The organism is Streptomyces sp. NPDC058646, assembly GCF_042716875.1.
In the GTDB taxonomy this organism is placed as follows: domain Bacteria; phylum Actinomycetota; class Actinomycetes; order Streptomycetales; family Streptomycetaceae; genus Streptomyces.
This window is the reverse complement of sequence record NZ_JBHXRK010000004.1, coordinates 60118-82515: the sequence shown is the minus strand read 5'-3', so window position 1 is coordinate 82515 and position 22398 is coordinate 60118. Positions and strand designations below refer to the sequence as shown.

The window sequence follows — 22398 nt, the reverse complement described above, 5'->3', positions numbered from 1 at the left end:
GCTGCGATGCGGTGATCGTGGCGGTCGGATTCGAACACTGCGTCGCGAACCCGGCTTTTTTCGGCCTGGCGGTCCCGAACGGCTCAGCGGGTTTCGGTGACCTTCCCCGGAATCTGATCTTGACCGGGGCCGGGGCGCGTCATGGGCGGAAATCTGCTGGTGGGAGCCTTGCAAGGGTTCACCGGAGGGGCTCACGGGGAATTCGGAGCATCCCCCTCCGCATAACTCCGGATAACTCTGCGTAGACAAATTAGGTGACCCTTAGTGATGGAGGCCACCAGGAGTGGCCTCCATCACGGCTTGTCCGGGCTCGACCAATTACGCAACAATGGCGTTGTGAAAAACGGCGAACGGCAGACCGAGGCCCCCCAGGGGGAACTCGCGACCGGGGAGCGGTCAACCCGCAACCGGGTCGCGCGGTCGATCCTGGACCACGGTCCGTCCACCGTCGCCGACCTCGCCGCGCGTCTCGGCCTCACCCAGGCCGCCGTCCGCCGCCACCTCGACACGCTCGCCGCCGACGACGTGGTCGCATCCCGTGAGCAGCGCGTGTACGGAGCGCGCACCCGGGGGCGGCCCGCCAAGGTCTTCGCGCTCACCGACTGCGGTCGCGACGCCTTCGACCAGTCCTACGACACGCTCGCCGCGGACGCCCTGCGCTGGATCGCGCAGTCCGTGGGCGGCGGTGCGCAGGGAGAGGCGGCCGTCGCCGCCTTCGCCCGGGCGCGGATGGAAGCGCAGGCGGAGGGCTACCGGGAAGCCGTCGAGGCGGCTGCTCCGGAGCGGCGTACGGAGGCCCTCGCCAGGGCATTGACCGCGGACGGGTACGCTGCTACGGCGAAGAGCGCTCCCGGTCCGCACAGCGGTGAACAGCTCTGTCAGCACCACTGCCCGGTCGCCCATGTGGCCGAGCAGTTCCCGCAGCTCTGCGAGGCGGAGACCGAGGTCTTCGGCCGCCTGCTCGGGACGCATGTGCAGCGCCTCGCCACGATCGCCCACGGCGACGGGGTGTGCACGACGTTCATTCCGCGAAGCGCCGCACAGACCGACACATCAGTATCTGCAAGTACGGCCGGGAGGAACCCCGCATGACCACGGAGACTGCTCACCCTGAGCTCGATGGCCTGGGCACCTACGAATACGGCTGGGCCGACTCCGACGCGGCCGGCGCGGCTGCCAAGCGGGGTCTGTCCGAGGAGGTCGTCCGCGACATCTCGGCGAAGAAGTCCGAGCCGGAGTGGATGCTGAACCTCCGTCTCAAGGGCCTCAAGCTGTTCGGCAAGAAGCCCATGCCGAACTGGGGCTCGGACCTTTCGGGCATCGACTTCGACAACATCAAGTACTTCGTGCGCTCCACCGAGAAGCAGGCCGCTTCCTGGGAGGACCTGCCCGAGGACATCAAGAACACGTACGACAAGCTCGGCATCCCCGAGGCGGAGAAGCAGCGCCTCGTCGCCGGTGTCGCGGCCCAGTACGAGTCCGAGGTCGTCTACCACCAGATCCGTGAGGACCTGGAGGAGCAGGGCGTCATCTTCCTCGACACGGACACCGCGCTGAAGGAGCACCCGGAGCTCTTCCAGGAGTACTTCGGCACGGTCATCCCGGTCGGCGACAACAAGTTCGCGTCGCTGAACACCGCGGTGTGGTCCGGCGGATCGTTCATCTACGTCCCCAAGGGCGTCAAGGTCGACATCCCGCTCCAGGCCTACTTCCGTATCAACACGGAGAACATGGGCCAGTTCGAGCGGACGCTGATCATCGTCGACGAGGACGCCTACGTCCACTACGTCGAGGGCTGCACCGCCCCGATCTACTCCTCGGACTCGCTGCACAGCGCCGTGGTCGAGATCATCGTGAAGAAGGGCGGCCGCTGCCGCTACACGACCATCCAGAACTGGTCGAACAACGTCTACAACCTGGTCACCAAGCGCGCCGTGGCGTACGAGGGCGCGACCATGGAGTGGATCGACGGCAACATCGGTTCCAAGGTCACCATGAAGTACCCGGCCGTCTACCTGATGGGCGAGCACGCCAAGGGCGAGACCCTGTCCATCGCCTTCGCGGGCGAGGGCCAGCACCAGGACGCCGGCTCCAAGATGGTCCACATGGCGCCGTACACCTCCTCGAACATCGTCTCCAAGTCGGTGGCGCGAGGCGGCGGCCGCACCTCCTACCGGGGTCTGGTCGAGATCGGCGAGGGTGCGCACGGCTCGAAGTCCAACGTGCTGTGCGACGCGCTCCTGGTCGACACCATCTCCCGCTCGGACACGTACCCCTACGTGGACGTCCGCGAGGACGACGTGTCCATGGGCCACGAGGCGACCGTCTCCAAGGTCTCCGACGACCAGCTCTTCTACCTGATGAGCCGCGGCATGACCGAGTTCGAGGCCATGGCCATGATCGTGCGCGGCTTCGTCGAGCCGATCGCGCGCGAGCTGCCGATGGAGTACGCGCTGGAGCTGAACCGGCTGATCGAGCTGCAGATGGAGGGCTCGGTCGGCTAGTACGGCCCCGACCGCCCGGCATCCCGCAGCACATTCTTTTGACGCAGGAAGAGAGCAAGACGACAGCCATGGCAGAGGCTCAGAACATTCCGGTGGGTTCGACCACCGCCGGCGCGATCGCGGTGGCCGCCGAGTCCACCGTCGCCACCCGCATGAGTGCGCCCCCGTCCTTCGACGTGGCGGACTTCCCCGTCCCGCACGGCCGCGAGGAGGAGTGGCGGTTCACCCCGCTCGCCCGCCTCAAGGGCCTGCACGACGGCACCGCGGTCGCCAACGGCACCATGAAGGCCCAGATCGACGCGCCCGAGGGCGTCACGGTCGAGTCGGTGGAGCGCGGCGACGCGCGCATCGGCAAGGCCGGCACGCCGGTGGACCGGATCGCCGCCCAGGCGTTCTCGTCCTTCGCCAAGGCCACGGTCGTCACCGTGCCCAAGGAGCAGGTCCTGACCGAGCCGGTGCGCGTCTCGCTGCACGGCGAGGGAGGCACCACCTTCGGCCACACGGTCTTCGACGTGCAGGCCTTCGCCGAGGCGGTCGTCGTCATCGACCACACCGGTGACGGCGTGCGCGCCGCCAACGTCGACTTCCTGGTCGGCGACGGCGCCAAGCTCACCGTGGTCTCCGTGCAGGACTGGGACGACACCGCGGTGCACGTCTCCCAGCACAACGTGCTGGTCGGCCGCGACGCGAGCTTCAAGTCCATCGTGGTCACCTTCGGCGGCGACCTGGTACGCCTCCACCCGCGCGTGACCTACGCGGGTCCCGGCGGCGAGGCGGAGCTCTTCGGCCTGTACTTCACGGACGCCGGCCAGCACCAGGAGCACCGCCTCCTGGTCGACCACAGCGCCCCGCACTGCAAGTCGCACGTGGTCTACAAGGGTGCGCTGCAGGGCCAGGACGCCCACGCGGTGTGGATCGGTGACGTGCTCATCGAGAAGACCGCCGAGGGCACCGACACCTACGAGATGAACCGCAACCTCGTCCTCACGGACGGCGCGCGGGTCGACTCGGTGCCGAACCTGGAGATCGAGACCGGCGAGATCGTCGGCGCCGGCCACGCCTCCGCCACCGGCCGCTTCGACGACGAGCAGCTCTTCTACCTCCAGGCCCGCGGCATCCCGGCCGACGAGGCCCGCCGTCTGGTCGTGCGCGGCTTCTTCGCCGAGCTCGTCCAGCAGATCGGTGTCGACGACATCGAGGAGCGCCTCCTCACCAAGATCGAGACCGAGCTCCAGGGTTCCGTCTGATGAATTACGTCAAGGCCTGTGCGCTGAGCGAGCTGGAGGCGGACACCCCCAAGCGGGTCGAGCTCGACGGCACGCCGGTGTCCATCGTCTCCACCGAGGGCGAGGTGTTCGCGATCAACGACATCTGCTCGCACGCGAACGTCTCGCTCTCGGAGGGCGAGGTCGAGGACTGCATGATCGAGTGCTGGCTGCACGGGTCGGCCTTCGACCTGCGCACCGGCAAGCCCTCGGGTCTGCCCGCGACGCGCCCCGTACCCGTATACCCCGTAAAGATCGAAGGGGACGACGTGCTCGTCTCCCTCACCCAGGAGTCCTGAGGTATCCATGGCAACGCTTGAAATCCACGACCTGCACGTCTCCGTCGAGGCCGAGAACGGCGCCCGCGAGATCCTCAAGGGTGTCGACCTCACGGTCAAGCAGGGTGAGACGCACGCCATCATGGGCCCCAACGGCTCCGGCAAGTCCACCCTCGCGTACTCGCTGGCCGGTCACCCGAAGTACACCATCACCGGTGGCACCGTGACCCTCGACGGCGAGGACGTCCTCGAGATGTCCGTCGACGAGCGCGCCCGCGCCGGCGTCTTCCTCGCCATGCAGTACCCGGTCGAGGTCCCCGGCGTCTCGGTCTCCAACTTCCTGCGCACCTCGGCCACCGCGATCCGCGGCGAGGCGCCCAAGCTGCGCACCTGGGTGAAGGAGGTCAAGGCCGCCATGGAGCAGCTCCAGATGGACCCGGCCTTCGCCGAGCGCAACGTCAACGAGGGCTTCTCCGGCGGTGAGAAGAAGCGCCACGAGATCCTCCAGCTGGAGCTCCTCAAGCCGAAGATCGCGATCCTCGACGAGACCGACTCCGGCCTGGACGTCGACGCCCTGCGCGTCGTCTCCGAGGGCGTCAACCGGGTCCGCGAGGGCGGCGAGGTCGGCACCCTGCTGATCACCCACTACACGCGCATCCTGCGCTACATCAAGCCCGACTTCGTGCACGTGTTCGCGAACGGCCGCATCGCCGAGTCCGGCGGCGCCGAGCTCGCCGACCAGCTGGAGGCCGAGGGTTACGACAAGTACGTGAAGGGTGGCGCGACCGCGTGACACAGCTGCCTGGCCTCCTCGACACCGAGGCGATCCGCAAGGACTTCCCCCTGCTGGATCGTGTGGTCCACGACGGGAAGAAGATCGTCTACCTGGACAATGCGGCGACCTCGCAGAAGCCGCGCCAGGTGCTCGACGCGCTGAACGAGTACTACGAGCAGCACAACGCCAACGTGCACCGCGGCGTACACGTGCTCGCCGAGGAGGCCACGGCGCTGTACGAGGGCGCTCGTGACAAGGTCGCCGCGTTCATCAACGCGCCGAGCCGCGACGAGGTCATCTTCACGAAGAACGCCTCGGAGTCGCTCAACCTGGTCGCGAACATGCTCGGCTGGGCGGACGAGCCGTACCGGGTCGACCGCGAGACCGAGATCGCCATCACGGAGATGGAGCACCACTCCAACATCGTGCCGTGGCAGCTGCTCTCGCAGCGCACGGGCGCGAAGCTGAAGTGGTTCGGCCTCACCGACGACGGCCGCCTCGACCTGTCCAACATCGAAGAGGTCATCACGGAGAAGACGAAGATCGTCTCCTTCACGCTGGTCTCCAACATCATGGGCACGGTCAACCCCGTCGAGGCGATCGTCCGGCGCGCCCAGGACGTCGGCGCGCTGGTGCTGATCGACGCCTCCCAGGCCGCTCCGCACATGCCGCTGGACGTCCAGGCCCTCGGCGCCGACTTCGTGGCCTTCACCGGCCACAAGATGTGCGGCCCGACCGGCATCGGCGTCCTGTGGGGCCGCCAGGAGCTGCTGGAGGACCTGCCTCCGTTCCTCGGCGGCGGCGAGATGATCGAGACCGTGTCGATGCACGCCTCGACCTACGCCCCGGCACCCCACAAGTTCGAGGCGGGTACCCCCCCGATCGCCCAGGCCGTCGGCCTCGGCGCGGCCGTGGACTACCTGTCCGCGATCGGCATGGACAAGATCGCCGCGCACGAGCACGCGCTCACGGAGTACGCGGTCAAGCGCCTCGCCGAGGTGACCGACCTGCGGATCATCGGCCCCACCACGGCCGAGGACCGCGGAGCCGCGATCTCCTTCGTCCTCGGGGACATCCACCCGCACGATGTGGGGCAGGTGCTGGACGAACAGGGCATCGCCGTCCGCGTGGGTCACCATTGCGCGCGCCCGGTCTGCCTGCGGTACGGAATTCCGGCGACCACGCGAGCGTCTTTCTATCTGTACTCCACTCCGGCCGAAGTCGATGCGCTGGTCGACGGGCTGGAGCACGTACGGAACTTCTTCGGCTGACGGCGAGGGCGACGAAGCAGTGAAACTGGATTCGATGTACCAGGAATTGATCCTGGACCACTACAAGCACCCGCACGGGCGTGGCCTGCGCGACGGCGACGCCGAGGTGCACCACGTCAACCCGACGTGCGGTGACGAGATCACGCTGCGCGTGAAGTACGACGGCGAGACGCTGACCGACGTCTCGTACGAGGGCCAGGGCTGCTCCATCAGCCAGGCCAGCGCGTCCGTGCTGAACGAACTGCTCGTGGGCAAGGAACTCGCCGAGGCGCAGAAGATCCAGGGCGTTTTCCTGGAGCTGATGCAGTCCAAGGGCAAGGTCGAGCCCGACGAGGCGATGGAGGAGGTGCTGGAGGACGCGATCGCGTTCGCCGGCGTCTCCAAGTATCCCGCGCGAGTGAAGTGTGCTCTGCTGAGCTGGATGGCGTGGAAGGACGCGACGGCCCAGGCACTGGGCGACGCGGAGAGGAAGACGGCATGACCGAGAACGCGACGCCCGAGGCGTCGATCAAGCCGGCCACCGAGGAAGAGGTCCGCGAGGCCCTCTACGACGTGGTCGACCCGGAGCTGGGCATCGACGTCGTCAACCTGGGCCTGATCTACGGCATCCACATCGACGACGCGAACATCGCCACCCTCGACATGACGCTGACCTCGGCGGCCTGCCCGCTGACGGACGTCATCGAGGACCAGGCGAAGTCGGCGACGGACGGCATCGTCAACGAACTCCGCATCAACTGGGTCTGGATGCCCCCGTGGGGCCCGGACAAGATCACGGACGACGGCCGTGAGCAGCTGCGCGCGCTCGGCTTCAACGTCTGATCGGCGCATGCGCGTGAGGGCCCCCGGCACGGTCGTGCCGGGGGCCCTCCCTGTTTCCGGGCGGGCCGGGCCACCCGTTCCCCGGGCCGCCGTTCTCCGCGCTGCCGTTCTCCGAGCGGCCGTTCTCCGAGCGGCCGTTCTCCGGGCGGACGGGTGCCGTGCACCGGGAGTCGGTCACGGCGGCCGAATCCTCTCGAGGGCCGTCACGCCGTGACGCAGCACCCGAGGGGTTCATCCACGACCGTTCGCCTTTCACCGGTTCGCCGTCTGGGCGCCGCGGGAGCAGCAGGGGCCGCGGCCCTGCTCCTCGCCGGGATGGCGGTGCCCGCGCAGGCCGCCGGGTACGCCGACCCGGTGATCTCGCTCTCGGCCACGCACCTCAGCGGCGCGGTGGGCGCGTACGGCGACCCCGCCGTGACGGTGGATGTCGAGCAGGCAGGCGTGCCGGCCGGTTTCCTGCGGCTGCGGGTGGTGTCCTCCAGCAACCCCGCCGTGGCGGGCGCGGGCGACGTACGCCAGGAACGCACCCGCTCCGGCGACCGCGCCCTGACGGTGCGGCCCCGCACCCAGGGCTTCACCGACCTGACCCTCGAGGTGACCGGGCGCGGCGGCAGGACGGCCAGGGCCACCCTCTCCTACGCCGCCTCGGCGCGGGTCGGCGGCGCGGCGGCCACCCGCTACCTCACGGGCTCCTCGGACGCCTCCGCCGCGGTGGACGTGGGACGGGACCACGTGCTGGTGGCCGGCGACGAGTCCAACGTGCTGCGCCTGTACGACCGTTCCCGCTCCGGCGGCCCGGTGAAGACCTGGGACCTGGGCGCCGCCCTGGGTCGGAAGAAGGAGGCCGGCATCGAGGCCGCGGCCCGGGTGGGCGACACGGTCTACTGGGCGGGGTCACTGGGCAACAACAAGGACGGCAAGGGCGAGGCAGAGCGGAACACCGTCTTCACCACGCGGATCACCGGCTCCGGGGCAGCCACCGAGGTCGTCTTCGGCCGTGCCTGCAAGGGGCTGCGCGAGGACCTGACCGCCGGGGACGCGGCGCACGGAAACCGCTACGGCTTCGCGGCCGGGACCGCGGCCGGGCAGACACCGAAGCAGATCGACGGGTTCGACGTGGAGGCGATGGAGTTCGCGCCGGGCTCCGCGTCCACCGCCTACCTGGGCTTCCGTGCCCCGCTGGCACCGGCGGTGCCCGGGGGGAGGGCCCTGGTCGTGCCGGTCGTCAACGTGGACCGGGTCCTCGCGCAGGGCGCCCGGGCCGAGTTCGGCGAGCCGATCGAGATGGACCTGGGCGGCCTCGCCGTCCGCGACATCCGCAAGAACGCCGCCGGCCAGTACCTGATCCTGGCCGGCCCCTTCGCCGCCGCCGACGACTCCGACCCGTACGCCCTCTACCAGTGGGACGGGATCCCCGGCCACGCCCCGAAGAAGCGGATGGACCTGCCCACCGCCGACCCGGGCGGCTGGGAGGCCGTGGTGGACGTGCCCGACCTGCGGCGCCCCGGCGCTCGCGTCCAGCTGATCACCGACAGCGGAGCCGCCGACCTGTACGGCGACGGCCAGGAGGCCAAGGACCTCGCCCGCCCCGAGTGGAGGAAGTCCCGGGCGGCCTGGTTCACCCTCCGCTGACGTGCGGCTGCGGGAAGGTCAGCGGCAGCGCGGGCGCGAGCCGCGCGCCGGGCGCTCCGAGCCGGGCCCCCGCGGCGTACGCGGCAGCCGCCGCGAGGGCCCAGGCGCCGCCGGTGACGCCCAGGGTCCGCCACCAGGCGCCGCGCACCAGGCGGGCGGAGCGGCGCAGCGCCGCCGCCGGGCCGGTCCCCTCGTACCCCGCGATCGTGGGGGCCAGGGCGAAGGGCACGCCCCGCCGCAGCGCGACCGGGGCGAGGGCGACGGCAGCCGGGCCGGCCAGGGCGAGCAGGGCCGCCAGCTGGGCCCCGAGCACCGCCGGGACGTGCGGCACGGCGGTGCGCAGCAGGCCCGGCACGGTCATGGGCCCGCCGGGGACGGGCGGCCGGATCAGGGCCGCGGCCAGGGCGGTGGTCGGCGCCCGGGCGAACAGCAGGAACAGGCTTCGATGTGTACAGGTGTACGCAACGATGTGTACCCTTGTACACATGCCCTACGCACTGCTCGCCGCGGCCATTGCGGCCGAGGTCGCCGGCACCACCGCCATGAAGTACAGCGACGGCTTCACGAAGCTGTGGCCCTCGCTCGGCACCCTGCTCGGCTACGCCATCGCCTTCACCCTGCTCGCGCAGACGCTGAAGACGATGTCGGTCGGCACGGCGTACGCGATCTGGGCCGGTGTCGGTACGGCCGCGATCGCCGCCATCGGCATGGTCTTCCTCGGGGAGGCGGCCACGGCCGCGAAGATCGCCGGGATCGCGCTGGTCATCGGCGGGGTGGTCCTGCTGAACCTGGGAGGGGCGCACTGATGGCCCCGGGACCGCGCCGCCGGTACGACCCCGAGCGGCGGCAGCGGATCATCGACGCCGCGGTCCGGGTGGTGGGCGCGCAGGGCATCGCGGGGCTGAGCCACCGCAGCGCGGCCGCGGAGGCCGGCGTACCGCTCGGGTCGACCACCTACCACTTCAAGACGCTCGACGACCTGCTCGTGGCGGCGCTGCACCAGGCCGACCAGGCCTTCGCGGAGGCGGTGGCCGCCTCGCCGGCCCTGGCCGATCCGCAGGCGGACCTGGCGCGGGCGCTGGCACGCACGCTGGGGGAGTGCTTCGCCGCGGACCGCGGCCGCATGGAGCTGGAGTACGAGCTGTACCTCGCCGCACTGCGCCGCCCCGCGCTGCGGCCGGTGGCGGCCCAGTGGTGCGAGTCGGTGGCGGCGGCCCTGGCCCCGCGGACGGACCCGGTGACGGCCCGGGCCCTGGTCGCGGTGATGGACGGGATCGGCCTCCAGGTCCTGCTGACGGGCACGGAGTACGACGAGGCGTACGCCTGCGAGATCCTGGGCCGGGTGCTGGGGCCCGCCTGACCGGCCCCGGCAGGGCGCTTCCTGCGGGCGCGCCCGGCCGGCGTCGCGGCCCTCTTCCCGTCGGAGCGCGGCGGCCTGCGGTGCGGCGGCCTGCGTGACGGCCTGCGGCGCCGAGGTTTCGGGCCGCGGCGGCTCACGGTGTGGAGGACTGCGGCGCCGAGGCCCGGGGCGCAGCGGGCTGCGGCGTCGAGGCGGCCCGGGGTGCGGCGGCCGTGCCGACGGCCGCGAGGGCCGTGGCCACGCTCGCCTCGATGTCCCCGATCGGGTAGATCACCTCGCGGACCGTGCGGTCGCGGTCCAGGACCAGCGTCAGGCGCTTGATCCGGCTCACCCCGGCGGCCCGGAAGGTGGGCAGCCGCAGCGCCGCGGTCAGGGCCAGGTCCGCGTCCGACAGGAGCGGGAAGCGCAGCCGCTCCTGCTCCGCGAACTCCCGCTGCTCGTCCGGCCGCTGGGTCGAGACACCGTGCACCGTGGCTCCCGCCGCGGTGAAGGCGGCGAGCTGATCGCGGTAGGTGCAGGACTCCAGCGTGCAGCCCTTGGCGCCCGGGATCCCGGCCCAGCCGGGCGGGTACGACCCGGCGCGGGCGTACGCGCCCGGGAAGCAGTACAGGACGGTGAAGGGCGTGTCCGCGACCGGGTCGCGCCGCTCGCCGAACCGGTCCGGCAGCAGCAGCTCCGGCAGCCGGGTGCCGCGCAGCGCGTGGACCCGCTCCGCCTCCCGCGAGGCCTCGCCGGTCGTCGCCGTCATCTCGCCATCTCCCAGGACCCAGGTGTCTCCCCAGTCCTGGAGGGCCACCAGGACCGGCAGCAGCGCCCGCCCGCGCGGGGTGAGCCGGTACTCGTGCCGCACCGGGCGTTCCTGGTACGGCTCGCGCGTCAGCACCCCGGCCTCGACCAGCAGCCTCAGCCGCTCGGCCAGCACCTTCCTGGACACGCCCAGCTCGCGCTGGAGCTCGTCGAAGCGGTGCAGACCGCGCGCCGCGTCGCGGACGATCAGGAGCGTCCACCAGTCGCCCACGACGTCGAGGGCCTGCGCGATGGAGCAGTCGGCGTCGCCGAGGTGTGTGCGCTGGGCCATGGCACTCCTTCGTCCGTTGACCCCAGGCTGTCATGCTGACATAGTCCGTTCCCAAAAGGAACTCACTACGGATGCGGGGGCACGGGTGTGCTGCAGGGGTTCAAGGACGTACCGAGGACTGTGTGGCTGCTGGCTGCGGGGGTGTTCGTCAATGCCGTCGTCAGCTTCACGTTCGTCTTCGTCTTCCTCTACCTGACCGGCCCGCGCGGCCTCGGTACCTTCGAGGCGGGCCTCGTCACCGGCATCGGCGGCGTCGGTCTGGTCGCGGGCAACTTCACCGGCGGCTGGTACGGCGACCGCTTCGGCCACCGCCGGGTGCTCCTCACGGCTTCCGCCCTCGGCGGGCTCGCCCTGACGGCCGTCCCGCTCCTGCCCACCGCACTGCTCTACGCGGCCCTGCCGCTGGCCCAGTACACCTCCGGCGTGGTGCGCGCCGCCAACGCCGCGCTGGTCGCCGTGACCGTCCCCGAAGGGGCCCGCCGCCAGGCGTTCGCCGTCGTGCGCTGCGTCTCCAACGGCGGCTTCACCCTCGGCCCGCCCATCGGAGCCCTGGTCGCGACCGGGGCCTCGTACGACTGGCTCTTCGTCGGCGACGGCCTCGGCACCCTCTTCTTCGCCCTGTGGACCGCGCGGGTCGTCCCGGCCCGCGGCGCGTCCCGCACGCCCTCCGCCGCCCCGGACGGGGGTCTGGGCGGCGGAGGGGGCGGAGTCCTGCGCGCACTGCGCGCCCGGCCCGCCGTCGTGGTCCTGCTCGGCGCGATCCTGGTCACTGACCTCGTCTACCGCCAGCAGTACGTGACCTTCCCGGTCTTCCTCGCCGACCAGGGCCTGGACGCGCGGTTCTTCGGCTTCGTCATCGCCCTCAACGGAGGGGTCATCCTGCTGCTGGAGCTGCCCGCCGCCGTGGCCCTGCGCAACCGGCCCGCGCTGCCGGTGATCGGCACCGGGCTGGTGCTGGTCGGCGCCGGGTACGCGGCGCTGCTGCTCGGGGCGGGGCTCGCGGGGGCCGTCCTGATGATGGTGCTGCTGAGCCTCGGGGAGATCCTCTACAAGACCACCGCCACCGCGTACGTCGCCGACCAGGCGCCCGAGCACGCCGTCGGGCGCTTCCAGAGCCTGTACGCGGGGGTCTCCGTCAGCGGCGTCGTCCTCGGCCCGCCGCTGGGCGGAGCCCTGTACTCGGCGGCGCCCGGGCTGCTGTGGCCGCTGTGCGCCGCGCTGGCGGCGGGGGCGGGCGGGGCGGTCCTGTGGGCGTCCCGGATCCGGCCGGCCGGGGCGGGGGCGCCGGAGCGGGACGGGGCGACGGCGCGGGCGGGAGCGGTGGGGGCAGTGGCCCGGGACGGGGCGATCGCGCGGGCGGGAGCGGTGGAGGCAGTGGCCCGGGACGGGGCTGCGGGTGGTGCGGTCCGGGGCGGGCCGCCCGGACCGGCTCCGGGCGTGGCGGGCGGTGCGGCAGGCAGTGCGACACGCGGTGCGACCGGCACATGAGACCGGTTCGCGACCGCGGCCCGTCGCCGGTTAGGTTTCAGGCATGACTGCTACGCGTACCACCGGCGCCGTCGCCGCCGGACTTGCCACCATCACCGCCGACGGCACCGTCCTCGACACCTGGTTCCCCGCCCCCGAGCTGGTCGCCGAGCCCGGCCCGGCCGGCACCGAGCGCCTCACCGCCGAGCAGGCCGTGGAGCAGCTGGGCGCCACCGCGCCGAAGGCGATCCGCTCGGACGCGGTGCGCGGCGTCGAGGTCGTAGCCGTCCGCACGGTGATCTCCTCCCTGGAGGACAAGCCGCTGGACGCCCACGACGCGTACCTGCGCCTGCACCTGCTCAGCCACCGCCTGGTCAAGCCGCACGGCCAGAACCTGGACGGCGTCTTCGGCCTGCTGACCAATGTCGCCTGGACCTCGCTGGGCCCGGTCGCCGTCGACCAGGTCGAGACGGTCCGGCTCAACGCCCGCGCCGAGGGCCTGCACCTCCAGGTCACCTCGATCGACAAGTTCCCCCGCATGACCGACTACGTCGCCCCCAAGGGCGTGCGCATCGCCGACGCGGACCGCGTCCGCCTCGGCGCGCACCTCGCCGAGGGCACCACCGTCATGCACGAGGGCTTCGTCAACTTCAACGCCGGCACCCTCGGCACCTCCATGGTCGAGGGCCGCATCTCCGCGGGCGTCGTGGTCGGCGACGGCTCCGACATCGGCGGCGGCGCCTCCACCATGGGCACCCTGTCGGGCGGCGGCAAGCAGATCATCTCGATCGGCGAGCGCTGCCTGGTCGGCGCCGAGGCGGGCGTCGGCATCGCGCTGGGCGACGAGTGCATCGTCGAGGCCGGCCTGTACGTGACCGCGGGCACCCGCGTCACCCTGCCGGACGGCCAGATCGTCAAGGCCCTGGAGCTCTCGGGCGCCAGCAACATCCTCTTCCGCCGCAACTCGGTCACCGGCGCCGTCGAGGCCCGCCCGAACAACGCGGTCTGGGGCGGCCTGAACGAGGTCCTCCACAGCCACAACTGATCTCCGCGGCCTGATCGCCGAGGTCCGGCTGCCCGAGCGCCCTCCCGCCCCCGTCGGGGCGGGAGGGCGCTCGGCGTACACGGGTCGGCGTACGCCGTCCCGGCGCGCATCAGCGCTGCGGCAGGCCCCGGATGACCTCGGCGAAGGCCTGCTGCTCCGCCTCGGTCAGCTCCACGGACTCCATCGGGTGGGCCGCGGCGCCGCGCTGCGCGGGGATCACCGAAAGGCCCTCGAAGGCGACCGGCTGCGGGTGGTGGAAGCGGCTGTCCCACAGCATGTGGCCGAGGCCGACGACCCAGACGAGGACGGCGACCAGCAGGACGGCGAGGCCGATTTCCTGGGCGAGCGAGATGGAGGGGAACACGCGGTCCTCCGGGGAGTGCGGCGGTACAAGCCGGGCAAGATCGGGCGTGGAGACACTCAACACCACAACCGGGCGATACGGCGGACGGATGTGGTGAGCCTCACGCCAGGGCCGAAGGTCCCGACCTCGCCCGGCAGCCGCGGGTCACCGCCCCAGACGGAGCTTGAAGCCCTCGTGGCTGCGCGCGAAGCCCAGCCGTTCGTAGAAGCGGTGTGCGGCCGTGCGCCGCTTGTTGCTGGTCAGCTGGACCAGGCCGCAGCCGCGCTCGCGGGCCCGTTCGACGGCGAGCCGCATCAGCTCCGCGCCCAGGCCGCCGCCCCGCCGGTCCGCGCGGATCCGTACCGCCTCCACCAGCGCCCGGTCCTGGCCGTCCTGCCCCAGACCCGGTACGTACGTCAGCTGGAGGCAGCCCAGGACCGTCGTGCCCGCGTCGTCCGTCAGGACCAGCAGTTCGTTGCGGGCGTCCGCCCCGATCGCGGCGAAGGCCCGCTCGTGCGCCTCGGCCACCACCGTCGAGGCCGGGTCCACGACCCGGTCCTCGTCGGCCAGCAGGGCGAGCACGGCGGGCAGGTCCGCCCGCGTGGCGGTACGGAAGATCATGGCCACGAGTGTGGCAGAGGGCCCGGCCGGGACGGCGGCCGGACCCCCTGCGGTCCGGGGGCTACGGGCGGAAGCGCAGCACCTGCGGGTCGTGGTCGCTGTTCTGGGCCGCGAACTCCGCGTTGATGTGGACGCTGTCGTACGTGAACTGCTTGATCGCCGGGCTGGTCAGGATCTGGTCCAGCACCTGGGCGTTGCCCTGGAAGACGTACGAGTACCGCTCCGACTTCGGCAGCGACTTGATCGCCGGGTACAGGGCCCCGCCGTCCGCCAGCGCGTCGGTGGTCGCGGAGAACTCGAAGTCGTTGATGTCACCGAGGACGAGGACGTTCGCGTTCTTCTCCGCCGCCAGGATCTCCTTGACGAAGCCGTTCACGGACTGCGCCTGGAGCAGCCGCTTCTCCTCCGACTTGCGCACCGGCGGCTGGTGGTGCGAGGTCAGGCCCTCGTCGCCGCCCTTGGAGCCGAAGTGGTTGGCGATCACGAAGACCTTCTTGCCGCGGAAGACGAACTCGCCCGCCAGCGGCTTGCGGCTGTCCGCCCACGCCGGGTTGGCGGGGTCGATCCGGCCGGGGGAGTGCGTCAGGGCGGCCTTGCCGTTCTCCTTGACGACGCCGGTCGCCGTCACCGCGTCGCCGGGGGCGCGCTCGGTGAAGGTGACCCGCGCCGGGTTGAAGAGGAACACCTGGCGGATGTTGCCGCCGGGCTCGCCGCCGTCCTTCTTGTCCTCCGGGTCGACGGTCCGCCACTGGTAGGCGGGGCCGCCCGCGGCGGAGACGGCCGCCGTGAACTTCGCCAGGGTCTGCCCGGCCGAGACGGTGCCGTCGTTCTTGGCGCCGTTGTCGTCCTGGATCTCCTCCAGGGCGAGGATGTCGGGGGAGGCGAGGTTCTCGACGACGGCCTTCGCGAGCGCGTCGAACTTCTCCTGCGGGTCGGTCGGGTCGAGGTTCTCGACGTTGTACGTGGCCACCGCGAGCTCGTTCGCGGCCTGCGGCTTGGTCTTCTCGGGGGCGATGGTGCCCGCCTTGACGGTGCCCAGGGTACGGGCCACCAGGGTGTAGCCGCCGAACTGGTTGAAGTCCAGCGGGCCTTCGGTGGTGCCCGTCAGCTTGTCGCCGACGTTGGCCACCGGGAAGGGCTGCTGTGCGACGGGCGCGAGCTGCTGGATCTGGAGGCGGCCGGTGTTCTGGGACTCGTAGGAGCCGTAGACCGTGCCACCGCGCTTGGCGGCGTTCTCCCAGCCCTTGACCGTGACCCACAGCTCGGAGTACGGGTCGGTGGCGCCGACGACGCGGGAGGTGCCGATCCTGACGTTCATGCCCTCCAGCGACTCGTAGAAGTCGAGCGCGTAGCGCGAGGGGTCCAGGGCCAGGCCGTTGATGCTGCCGTCGGCGGCCGGGTCGCCGGCCGGGGCGTACGCGGCGGGGACGGTGTACTCGTTGATCTCGGCGGCCTGGGGCAGCGCGTTGCCCGAGGAGACGACGGTGACCGCCGGCTTGGAGATCTGGGTCACCGACTGGTTGCCGGAGCTGACGCCGCCCGGGATGTACTCGCCGACCGTGCCGGAGACCTTGACGGCGTCGCCGACGGCGACGGTCGGGACGGAGCCGGTGAAGACGAACACGCCCTCGCTGGTGGCCTCGTTGTCGTCGGCGTCCGGGTCCTGGATCCAGAAGCCGCGAGAGCCGTACGTCCGCACGCCCGTGACGATGCCCTCGACGTCGGCGACCTGCTTGCCGTTGAGCGGGGATATCCGGGTGGTGCCCTGGATGTCGTGGATGCGTACCGGATCGGCGGACGCGGCGCCCTCGGCAGCGTCGGCGGAACCCACGAGCAGGCCGGTGGCCAGGGCAGAGGCGACGAGGGCCGCGACGGCGGCGGAACGGGGATGCGAGGAGCGCATGGTCAGGAACTCCGGTGTGTGGATGAGGGAAACGGAGATGGTGCCGGTGCCGCACGTGGCGCAGGTGCTTCACGTGCTTCAGGTGCTGCAAAGGATCCAAGTGGTGCAAGTCAGACATGTGGCGTGCGCGATCGGTGTGATCTGCGGAAACCTCGGGGTCCGCCCTATGTCTACGCGCGTCAATTTCCTGTGTGTCCAGCAAAGTTGTCAAGGCCTCCAGGGGATACGGATGCTGACTGTGGGATGAACCAAAGAGGATGGCCCGGCGGAAGCGCCATAAATGCGTCTACGCTGGACGCCGCAAGACCGTCACCACGGCGTCCACGGCGCCGGCGTGCCCCGGCCTTGCGGCGCCGCGGCGTCACCGGGCTCCGGCTCCAGGGCGCACCCGGCTCCACGACGCCGCCGCGTCGCAGTGCCACCGGCTCCCGGCCACCACCGCCCGACCGTCCCACCGCGTCCGCGAGGAGAACCGCCCCATGTCCGCAGAGCTGCACCCCTCGCTGCCGCCGGTACGGCTGCACTCCGATGCGGAGCTGGCCCGCGACGCCCTCGTCGCCCCGCTGTTCGCCCGCGCCGTGCGGCTGGCCCGCTGGGCCGGACCCGACACCCGCGTGGACACCGGAGGCGAACTCGTCGCCGCCCAGCTTCCCGAAGCGGTCCGGGCGCTCGGCCTCGACGCCGCCGACCCGGACGCCACGGCCTACGCGAGCCAGGCCTGGCGGGTGGCCGTGGACAGCGGCCTCGTGGACGTGACCGAGCCGGAGGAGGACGCCGGGCCGGACACCGAGGAGCAGTCCGGCACCGCCGCGCCCGGTGAGGACCTGGCCCTGGTGACGAGCGGGACCCCCGGCGACGTGCTCGACCTCTGGCTGGCGGCGGTGGACACCGTGCTCGCCGACGCCGCCGTGCCCGACCTGGACGACCTCGTCGACGCGCTGGACCGGGGCGGCGAGATCGACTTCGACCAGCTGGACTGGAACCCGCGCCGCGAGGCGGACTTCCTCGACGGCGTCCTCGCCAACCTCTACCTGCTGACGGTCACCGAGGGCGGGGCGGCCGGGGCCCCGGTGCCGCTGCCCGTGCTCGCTGCGTCGATGGTCGTGCCCGAGGGCATGGGCGAGCCGACCGACGCGGTGCTGGAGCAGGTCTCGGACGCGATGATGCGCCTGGACGACCAGTTCCGGCAGCTGGAGCCGATCGGGCTGGTCGAGTTCCGGCCCGTCGACGAGGAACTGATGGCGGAGGCCGACGAGCCGGGCGCGGGTGCGGCCGGGGGCGGCGGGATCGAGGACGAGGACGTCTCCCGTTACGGGATGGTGCGCCTGACCCCGCTGGGCCTGTACGGGGTCCGCGCCCGGATGCTGGAGGCGGGCGTGGTGGCCCCCGCTGTCGGCGAACTCGCCGACAAGGGCGCGGACGCCCTGCTCGACGCGGTGGCCTCGTACTCCGGGAGCGCCGCGCAGGCCGAGATCGAGCAGTGGCTGGCGGGCCGCGAACTGCCCGAGGCCGCAGCCGAACTGCTGGCGGCGGCCCGCGGTGACGACGAGGGCGCCCCGCTGCGCCGGCTGCGCTGCCAGCAGGCCCTCGCCCCGGCGGGTCCGCAGGCCGAGCCCGCGGTCCGCGCGGTGCTGGACGACGCGGAGCTGGGCGGACTGGCGCGGGTCTGGCTCTCCGAGCGCGGGGTGACCGACGTACCGGCGCCGGACCCGGCGATGGTGTTCTGGCTGACGGTCGACACGATCGCGGCGCAGCTCGCGGCGGACGGGGAGACCGAGGAACTGCCGCTCCTGATGGAGGGCCTGACGGCCCACCACGCAGGCTTCTTCGAGGAGGTGTGGCGGGTGGAACACCCCGCGACGGCGTACGTCCTGGAGTCGATGGGCCGCCTGCACCCGGACAAGAAGTCGGCGAAGGAGGCCCGCAAGGCCGCCTTCAAGGCCCGCTCCCGCCAGCCGTGGCCGGGATCCCCCGCCTGACGGCCCCCCGAGCCCCGGGGCCCTGCCCGATCCGTCAGCACGTGACGCTGCCCGGCCGTCGGCACGGCCCGCCGGACACCGGGCGCCGACTCCGTCCACTGCCTCCGCGCGCCTGAACCGGCTGCTGCCCCACGCGCCGATGCCCGGTGCTCGGTGCCGCCTCTCGGCCGCGGGCGTCGACCAGGGCGCCGGTACCGCGCGCCGGCTCCGGGGGCCCGCCGGCCGCTGACACCGCGCGGCGTCTGCGGGCGTCGATGCGGGGCGTGAGGGTCCCGCGCCGGCTCCGGGCGCCCGGCCCGGGCGCTGACACGGCGCGCGGTGGTTCCCGGAGCTGCCCCCGCGCCTCGGCGGCAGGGCGTCGGTGCCGGGCGTCGGGACGCCGGTCCGGCTGGGGGTGGCCGACCCGGGTGACGGCAGCTGCGCGGCGGCTCCGGGCGGCGACAACGCGCCGTTCCGGGGGCGGACTTGGCCATTCCGGGCTCCGGCAAGGGCTCGGCCGTTCTTCGTGGGTAGTTCAGCCGCCGTTCACGTGCGGGCGGGAGCGTGTCCGCCGACGACCGCACGACAGGCGCACCACCTCCCCACCCAGGAGACCCGATGCTGCTCAGCCGCAGAGACTTCACCGCCCGCACCGCCCTGGCCGGTGCGGGCGTCGCGCTCACCGGGACGGTCGCGGCCCTCGCCACCGCCCCGGGGGCACTGGCGGCCGAGGAGGGCGCGCGGCGCGACGAGCACGGCCGGCCCTGCGAGCCCGGCTACGGCCCCCTCGTCCCCGACCCGGCCGGACTCCTCGCGCTCCCCGCGGGCTTCACCTACCGCGTCATCACCCGGAGCGGCGTGACGAAGCTGGAGTCCGGCGAGAGCACCCCGTCGAACCACGACGGCACCGCCGCCTTCGAAGGCCACCGCGGGGTGACCCTCCTCGTCAACAACCACGAGCTCAAGGGCAGACGGGAGAACTGGGCCCACCCGGTCCCGCTCGCCGAGGGCCTCGTCTACGACCCGGCCGCGGCCGGCGGCTGCACGGTCGTCGAGGTCCGGCGCGGCGGCGAGGTCGCCGAGTGGGTGGGCATCGCCGGTACGTCGACCAACTGCGCGGGCGGCTCCACCCCCTGGGGCACCTGGCTGACCTGTGAGGAGAACTCCGACCTCGCGGGACAGAACGGCATGACCAAGGACCACGGCTACGTCTTCGAGGTCGACCCGCACGACCGCCGCGCCAACCGCTCCCCGCGCCCGGTCAAGGCCTTCGGCCGCTACGACCACGAGGCCGTCGTCATCGACCCGCGCCAGGGCCACGCGTACCTGACCGAGGACGCCTCCGGCCCCAACGGGCTGCTCTACCGCTGGACCCCGCCGAGCGGCTTCCGCCACGGACGCGGCCGCCTGCGCACCCTCGCGGCGGACGCGGGCGCGCTGCAGGCCGCGAAGTGCTTCGACAGCTCGGGCCGGCTCGTCGACGACCTGTCGCGCGCGACCAGGACCGGCACCGTCTACGGCGTGGACTGGGTGGACGTGCCGGACCGCGACGCGCGGACCGTACCGGTGCGCAAGCAGTTCGCGGACGGTGCGGTGACGCGGGGCCGCAAGCTGGAGGGCATGTGGTGGGGCGACGGCGGCGCGTACTTCGTCTCCTCCTACGCCCGTGACGAGAGCCCGGGCGGGGCGCACGACGGCCAGGTGTGGTTCTACGACCCCAAGCGGCGCACCATCCGGCTCACCGTACTCATCGGGGTGAACGCGGACCCGACGGCCGGCGGCGGCTACGACGGCCCCGACAACATCACCGTGTCGCCCTACGGCGGCCTCGTCATCGCGGAGGACGGCTCGGGCCTCCAGCACCTCTTCGGCGCGACCGGGTCCGGCCGCACCTATCCGCTGGCGCGCAACGAGCTGAACATCGGATCGGCCGAGGAGCCCGAGTACTCCGAGTTCGCCGGCGTCTGCTTCTCCCCGGACGGGCGGACCCTGTACGCCAACCTCCAGAACCCGGGGATCATGCTGGCCATCACGGGTCCGTGGCGGCGCGACCGCTGATCCCGCCGGACTCCTGACGCCGGGTTCCCCCGGTTTCCGCCGGCCCGGTGACCACGGGCGTCACTGGGCCGCGGGAACCTCCGGGCGGCTCGCGGCGGCCCACTCCTCCAGCAGGAACTCGTACGCCTCGGAGGGCCACTCGTCGTCCACCCGGGTTTCGACGAGGAGCCGGATCGCCTCGTTCGCCTCTGCGGCGGACGGACGGGCGGGACCCGCGGGAGGGAGTGTCTGATGCATGCATCCAGGCTACGGGCGGGCACTGACAGCCACTTGCGGATTACGGGTGGTCTCCATCACCCGTTACGGCCCGCTGTGGCCCCACGTGCCCGCCCACCTGCTCAGAGTGCCTGCGAAGCGGGCTTGACCATGCCGCGCACTGTGCGGGACTTCACAAACTCGCCCATGGCAGTCATCTCCCACTCGCCGGTGAACTGCTTGATGAGCTTCGCCATCATCACGCCGGTCTGCGGCTCGGCGCCCGTGAGGTCGAAGCGCACCAGCTCCTCGCCGCTCGCCGCATCGATCAGGCGACAGTAGGCCTTGGCCACCTCGGTGAACTTCTGGCCGGAGAAGGAGTTGACCGTGAACACCAGGCCGGTGGCGTCGGCGGGCAGCCGGCCGAGGTCCACGACGATCACCTCGTCGTCCCCCGCGCCCTCGCCGGTGAGGTTGTCCCCGGAGTGCTTGATGGAGCCGTTCAGGATGGACAGCTTGCCGAAGTAGCAGCTGTCGAGGTGGTTGCGCTGCGGGCCGTACGCGATGACGGAGGCGTCGAGGTCGATGTCCTTGCCGCGGAAGGCGGGCTCCCAGCCGAGGCCCATCTTGACCTGGGAGAGCAGCGGGCGTCCGCCCTTGACCAGGGAGACGGTCTGGTTCTTCTGGAGGTTCACCCGCCCCTTGTCGAGGTTGATCTTCCCCGCGCCGGCGGGGGCGGCAGCGGCGGGGGCGGGTGCCGCGGGGACCGGCGCGGCGGGGGTGGGCGTCGTGGAGCCGCCGAGCCAGGGGGAGGCCGGCCGGGTGACGGGCGGGGAGGGCGGCGCCGGGGGCATGGGCGGGGCGACGGGCGCGGGCGCGGCGGCCGGCTCCTCCTCCACCGAGACCCCGAAGTCGGTGGCGATGCCCGCCAGGCCGTCCGCGTACCCCTGGCCGACGGCACGCACCTTCCACACGCCGCCGCGCTGGTACACCTCGACCACGACGAGCGCGGTCTCGCCGCCCAGCTGCGGAGGGGTGAAGGTGGCGATCACCGCGCCGCCGTCCGCATTGCGCACGGTGGCGGTGGGCTCGATGCCCTGGAAGGTCTGCCCTGCCGCGTCGGGGCTGGCGGTGACCACGATCCGCTCGATGCCGGGCGGTACCGCACCGGTGTCCACGGTGATCGAGTCCGGCGCGGAACCGCCGCCCGACCGGTAGCTGACACCGGGCCCGGACGGCTGGTTGTAGAAGATGAAGTCGGCATCGGAGCGCACTTTGCCGTCCGCCGTGAGGAGGAGTCCCGATACGTCGAGCCGCACCGGAGCAGCCACGTCCACCGTCACCCGGACGGCATTGAGCGGCAGATTGGAACCAGGGGTCATAGCGGTCATGCCGGGAGAACGACCGGAGGTGCTTTGCCGTTCCCTTGCTCTTGCCGCGGATTTCCGGGCGCCGGACTCAGCGCCGGTTGCGCGGGTGGTTCCTCGCCGCCCGCTCGTTGCCGAACTTGTACGCGCCCGTCCAGCGGGCCATGACGAGCTGTGCGTCCCCGGACTCCACCTCGGCGAGGAACTTCTCGGCCCGGCCCCCGCGCAGGGTGCCCGCGGCGCGGCCCTGGTGGGTGAGGACGACGGAACGGTCGGCGCGCATCTCGTACGAGAATCCGTGGGGCTTCGGCATGGCCCGCAGCCTGCCCCGCCGGGGGCGGGACGGGCAACGGGTTTACCGGCGGCCGGGCGGCGGCGGGGCGGGCCCGGCCCGGGGCCTGGGGCTGCTCCTGGCGCGGGCGCCGGCGGGTCCCCGCGGGGCGGGCCGCGCGGGCC

23 protein-coding genes are annotated in these 22398 nt (G+C 72.2%); 15 read left to right on the top strand and 8 right to left on the bottom strand.

Annotation, left to right across the window (positions count from 1 at the left end; all coding sequences use genetic code 11):
• The first annotated feature begins 267 nt into the window (after positions 1-267).
• The 9 genes from ACFWUZ_RS06980 (at position 268) to ACFWUZ_RS06940 (ending at position 8547) form a co-directional block, all read left to right on the top strand.
• Positions 268-1092 (top strand): helix-turn-helix transcriptional regulator, encoded by an 825-nt coding sequence (locus ACFWUZ_RS06980; RefSeq protein WP_384368844.1) that lies wholly within the window; start codon positions 268-270, stop codon positions 1090-1092.
• Positions 1089-2504: a Fe-S cluster assembly protein SufB gene (gene sufB, locus ACFWUZ_RS06975; protein WP_384368315.1), complete on the top strand. Its 1416-nt coding sequence runs from the start codon at positions 1089-1091 to the stop codon at positions 2502-2504. Before ACFWUZ_RS06980 ends, sufB begins: the two co-directional genes overlap by 4 nt.
• Before the next feature lie 68 nt (positions 2505-2572).
• Positions 2573-3751, top strand: coding sequence for a Fe-S cluster assembly protein SufD (sufD, locus tag ACFWUZ_RS06970; protein WP_384368312.1), 1179 nt, complete (start codon positions 2573-2575; stop codon positions 3749-3751).
• Positions 3751-4068, top strand: a complete 318-nt coding sequence (locus tag ACFWUZ_RS06965) for a bifunctional 3-phenylpropionate/cinnamic acid dioxygenase ferredoxin subunit (RefSeq protein ID WP_053681636.1) — start codon at positions 3751-3753, stop codon at positions 4066-4068. The genes sufD and ACFWUZ_RS06965 overlap by 1 nt, the downstream gene beginning before the upstream one ends.
• Before the next feature lie 7 nt (positions 4069-4075).
• On the top strand, positions 4076-4840 hold the full coding sequence (sufC, locus tag ACFWUZ_RS06960) for a Fe-S cluster assembly ATPase SufC (RefSeq protein WP_031148089.1): 765 nt from the start codon (positions 4076-4078) through the stop codon (positions 4838-4840).
• Positions 4837-6093, top strand: a complete 1257-nt coding sequence (locus tag ACFWUZ_RS06955; RefSeq protein ID WP_384368307.1) for a cysteine desulfurase — start codon at positions 4837-4839, stop codon at positions 6091-6093. The genes sufC and ACFWUZ_RS06955 overlap by 4 nt, the downstream gene beginning before the upstream one ends.
• A gap of 19 nt (positions 6094-6112) precedes the next feature.
• Entirely contained in the window at positions 6113-6574 is a 462-nt protein-coding gene (gene sufU, locus ACFWUZ_RS06950) for a Fe-S cluster assembly sulfur transfer protein SufU (protein ID WP_384368304.1), read from the top strand.
• Complete coding sequence (locus tag ACFWUZ_RS06945; protein ID WP_030388904.1) at positions 6571-6915, top strand: metal-sulfur cluster assembly factor; 345 nt, start codon at positions 6571-6573, stop codon at positions 6913-6915. The genes sufU and ACFWUZ_RS06945 overlap by 4 nt, the downstream gene beginning before the upstream one ends.
• 315 nt (positions 6916-7230) lie before the next feature.
• On the top strand, positions 7231-8547 hold the full coding sequence (locus ACFWUZ_RS06940; RefSeq protein ID WP_384368299.1) for a hypothetical protein: 1317 nt from the start codon (positions 7231-7233) through the stop codon (positions 8545-8547).
• Here ACFWUZ_RS06940 and ACFWUZ_RS06935 read toward each other — a convergent pair.
• Positions 8534-9034, bottom strand: coding sequence for a hypothetical protein (locus tag ACFWUZ_RS06935; RefSeq protein WP_384368296.1), 501 nt, complete (start codon positions 9032-9034; stop codon positions 8534-8536). The genes ACFWUZ_RS06940 and ACFWUZ_RS06935 overlap by 14 nt on opposite strands.
• On the opposite strand from ACFWUZ_RS06935, the gene ACFWUZ_RS06930 reads away from it, so the two are divergent.
• Both ACFWUZ_RS06930 and ACFWUZ_RS06925 read left to right on the top strand, forming a co-directional pair.
• Positions 9033-9353: a DMT family transporter gene (locus tag ACFWUZ_RS06930; RefSeq protein ID WP_384368293.1), complete on the top strand. Its 321-nt coding sequence runs from the start codon at positions 9033-9035 to the stop codon at positions 9351-9353. The two genes, ACFWUZ_RS06935 and ACFWUZ_RS06930, sit on opposite strands and share 2 nt — an antisense overlap.
• Complete coding sequence (locus ACFWUZ_RS06925; protein ID WP_384368291.1) at positions 9353-9907, top strand: TetR/AcrR family transcriptional regulator; 555 nt, start codon at positions 9353-9355, stop codon at positions 9905-9907. The genes ACFWUZ_RS06930 and ACFWUZ_RS06925 overlap by 1 nt, the downstream gene beginning before the upstream one ends.
• Before the next feature lie 133 nt (positions 9908-10040).
• On the opposite strand, the gene ACFWUZ_RS06920 is transcribed toward ACFWUZ_RS06925, so the two are convergent.
• Positions 10041-10985, bottom strand: coding sequence for a winged helix-turn-helix transcriptional regulator (locus tag ACFWUZ_RS06920; RefSeq protein WP_384368288.1), 945 nt, complete (start codon positions 10983-10985; stop codon positions 10041-10043).
• A gap of 87 nt (positions 10986-11072) precedes the next feature.
• On the opposite strand from ACFWUZ_RS06920, the gene ACFWUZ_RS06915 reads away from it, so the two are divergent.
• Complete coding sequence (locus ACFWUZ_RS06915; protein ID WP_384368285.1) at positions 11073-12473, top strand: MFS transporter; 1401 nt, start codon at positions 11073-11075, stop codon at positions 12471-12473.
• A gap of 43 nt (positions 12474-12516) precedes the next feature.
• Entirely contained in the window at positions 12517-13497 is a 981-nt protein-coding gene (gene dapD, locus ACFWUZ_RS06910) for a 2,3,4,5-tetrahydropyridine-2,6-dicarboxylate N-succinyltransferase (protein WP_384368282.1), read from the top strand.
• A gap of 109 nt (positions 13498-13606) precedes the next feature.
• Here dapD and ACFWUZ_RS06905 read toward each other — a convergent pair whose 3' ends face one another.
• The 3 genes from ACFWUZ_RS06905 to ACFWUZ_RS06895 all read right to left on the bottom strand — a co-directional run bounded on the left by ACFWUZ_RS06905 (position 13607) and on the right by ACFWUZ_RS06895 (position 16364).
• Entirely contained in the window at positions 13607-13861 is a 255-nt protein-coding gene (locus tag ACFWUZ_RS06905; RefSeq protein WP_384368279.1) for a hypothetical protein, read from the bottom strand.
• A 144-nt stretch (positions 13862-14005) separates the two neighbouring features.
• Entirely contained in the window at positions 14006-14461 is a 456-nt protein-coding gene (locus tag ACFWUZ_RS06900) for a GNAT family N-acetyltransferase (RefSeq protein WP_384368276.1), read from the bottom strand.
• A gap of 61 nt (positions 14462-14522) precedes the next feature.
• Positions 14523-16364: an endonuclease/exonuclease/phosphatase family protein gene (locus tag ACFWUZ_RS06895; RefSeq protein WP_384368273.1), complete on the bottom strand. Its 1842-nt coding sequence runs from the start codon at positions 16362-16364 to the stop codon at positions 14523-14525.
• A 479-nt stretch (positions 16365-16843) separates the two neighbouring features.
• Between ACFWUZ_RS06895 and ACFWUZ_RS06890 the strand changes: the two genes are divergently transcribed.
• Together ACFWUZ_RS06890 and ACFWUZ_RS06885 are read left to right on the top strand one after the other, a co-directional pair.
• On the top strand, positions 16844-18343 hold the full coding sequence (locus tag ACFWUZ_RS06890) for a hypothetical protein (protein ID WP_384368271.1): 1500 nt from the start codon (positions 16844-16846) through the stop codon (positions 18341-18343).
• A gap of 597 nt (positions 18344-18940) precedes the next feature.
• On the top strand, positions 18941-20380 hold the full coding sequence (locus tag ACFWUZ_RS06885) for an alkaline phosphatase PhoX (protein ID WP_384368268.1): 1440 nt from the start codon (positions 18941-18943) through the stop codon (positions 20378-20380).
• 60 nt (positions 20381-20440) lie between these two features.
• On the opposite strand, the gene ACFWUZ_RS06880 is transcribed toward ACFWUZ_RS06885, so the two are convergent.
• From ACFWUZ_RS06880 to ACFWUZ_RS06870, 3 genes are all read right to left on the bottom strand, one after another.
• Positions 20441-20617 (bottom strand): hypothetical protein, encoded by a 177-nt coding sequence (locus ACFWUZ_RS06880; RefSeq protein ID WP_384368265.1) that lies wholly within the window; start codon positions 20615-20617, stop codon positions 20441-20443.
• Positions 20618-20718: 101 nt separating this feature from the next.
• The gene (locus tag ACFWUZ_RS06875) at positions 20719-21966 is read right to left on the bottom strand and encodes a TerD family protein (RefSeq protein ID WP_384368262.1); all 1248 of its coding nucleotides are present in this window, start codon (positions 21964-21966) and stop codon (positions 20719-20721) included.
• Positions 21967-22033: 67 nt separating this feature from the next.
• Positions 22034-22255 carry a hypothetical protein gene (locus ACFWUZ_RS06870; protein ID WP_384368259.1) on the bottom strand — a complete coding sequence of 74 codons (222 nt, stop codon included), beginning with the start codon at positions 22253-22255 and terminating at the stop codon, positions 22034-22036.
• Between the last annotated feature and the right edge of the window lie 143 nt (positions 22256-22398).

What these genes read in the sequence shown, in the direction of transcription:
- ACFWUZ_RS06875 (WP_384368262.1), bottom strand. Translation starts at nt 21,966, where the DNA reads ATGACCGCTATGACCCCTGGTTCCAATCTGCCGCTCAATGCCGTCCGG.
- ACFWUZ_RS06890 (WP_384368271.1), top strand. Translation starts at nt 16,844, where the DNA reads ATGTCCGCAGAGCTGCACCCCTCGCTGCCGCCGGTACGGCTGCACTCC.
- ACFWUZ_RS06870 (WP_384368259.1), bottom strand. Translation starts at nt 22,255, where the DNA reads ATGCCGAAGCCCCACGGATTCTCGTACGAGATGCGCGCCGACCGTTCC.
- ACFWUZ_RS06900 (WP_384368276.1), bottom strand. Translation starts at nt 14,461, where the DNA reads ATGATCTTCCGTACCGCCACGCGGGCGGACCTGCCCGCCGTGCTCGCC.
- sufC (WP_031148089.1), top strand. Translation starts at nt 4,076, where the DNA reads ATGGCAACGCTTGAAATCCACGACCTGCACGTCTCCGTCGAGGCCGAG.
- ACFWUZ_RS06895 (WP_384368273.1), bottom strand. Translation starts at nt 16,364, where the DNA reads ATGCGCTCCTCGCATCCCCGTTCCGCCGCCGTCGCGGCCCTCGTCGCC.
- sufD (WP_384368312.1), top strand. Translation starts at nt 2,573, where the DNA reads ATGGCAGAGGCTCAGAACATTCCGGTGGGTTCGACCACCGCCGGCGCG.
- ACFWUZ_RS06880 (WP_384368265.1), bottom strand. Translation starts at nt 20,617, where the DNA reads ATGCATCAGACACTCCCTCCCGCGGGTCCCGCCCGTCCGTCCGCCGCA.
- ACFWUZ_RS06940 (WP_384368299.1), top strand. Translation starts at nt 7,231, where the DNA reads ATGGCGGTGCCCGCGCAGGCCGCCGGGTACGCCGACCCGGTGATCTCG.
- sufB (WP_384368315.1), top strand. Translation starts at nt 1,089, where the DNA reads ATGACCACGGAGACTGCTCACCCTGAGCTCGATGGCCTGGGCACCTAC.
- ACFWUZ_RS06920 (WP_384368288.1), bottom strand. Translation starts at nt 10,985, where the DNA reads ATGGCCCAGCGCACACACCTCGGCGACGCCGACTGCTCCATCGCGCAG.
- ACFWUZ_RS06935 (WP_384368296.1), bottom strand. Translation starts at nt 9,034, where the DNA reads ATGTGTACAAGGGTACACATCGTTGCGTACACCTGTACACATCGAAGC.
- ACFWUZ_RS06885 (WP_384368268.1), top strand. Translation starts at nt 18,941, where the DNA reads ATGCTGCTCAGCCGCAGAGACTTCACCGCCCGCACCGCCCTGGCCGGT.
- ACFWUZ_RS06930 (WP_384368293.1), top strand. Translation starts at nt 9,033, where the DNA reads ATGCCCTACGCACTGCTCGCCGCGGCCATTGCGGCCGAGGTCGCCGGC.
- ACFWUZ_RS06925 (WP_384368291.1), top strand. Translation starts at nt 9,353, where the DNA reads ATGGCCCCGGGACCGCGCCGCCGGTACGACCCCGAGCGGCGGCAGCGG.
- ACFWUZ_RS06945 (WP_030388904.1), top strand. Translation starts at nt 6,571, where the DNA reads ATGACCGAGAACGCGACGCCCGAGGCGTCGATCAAGCCGGCCACCGAG.
- dapD (WP_384368282.1), top strand. Translation starts at nt 12,517, where the DNA reads ATGACTGCTACGCGTACCACCGGCGCCGTCGCCGCCGGACTTGCCACC.
- ACFWUZ_RS06965 (WP_053681636.1), top strand. Translation starts at nt 3,751, where the DNA reads ATGAATTACGTCAAGGCCTGTGCGCTGAGCGAGCTGGAGGCGGACACC.
- ACFWUZ_RS06980 (WP_384368844.1), top strand. Translation starts at nt 268, where the DNA reads ATGGAGGCCACCAGGAGTGGCCTCCATCACGGCTTGTCCGGGCTCGAC.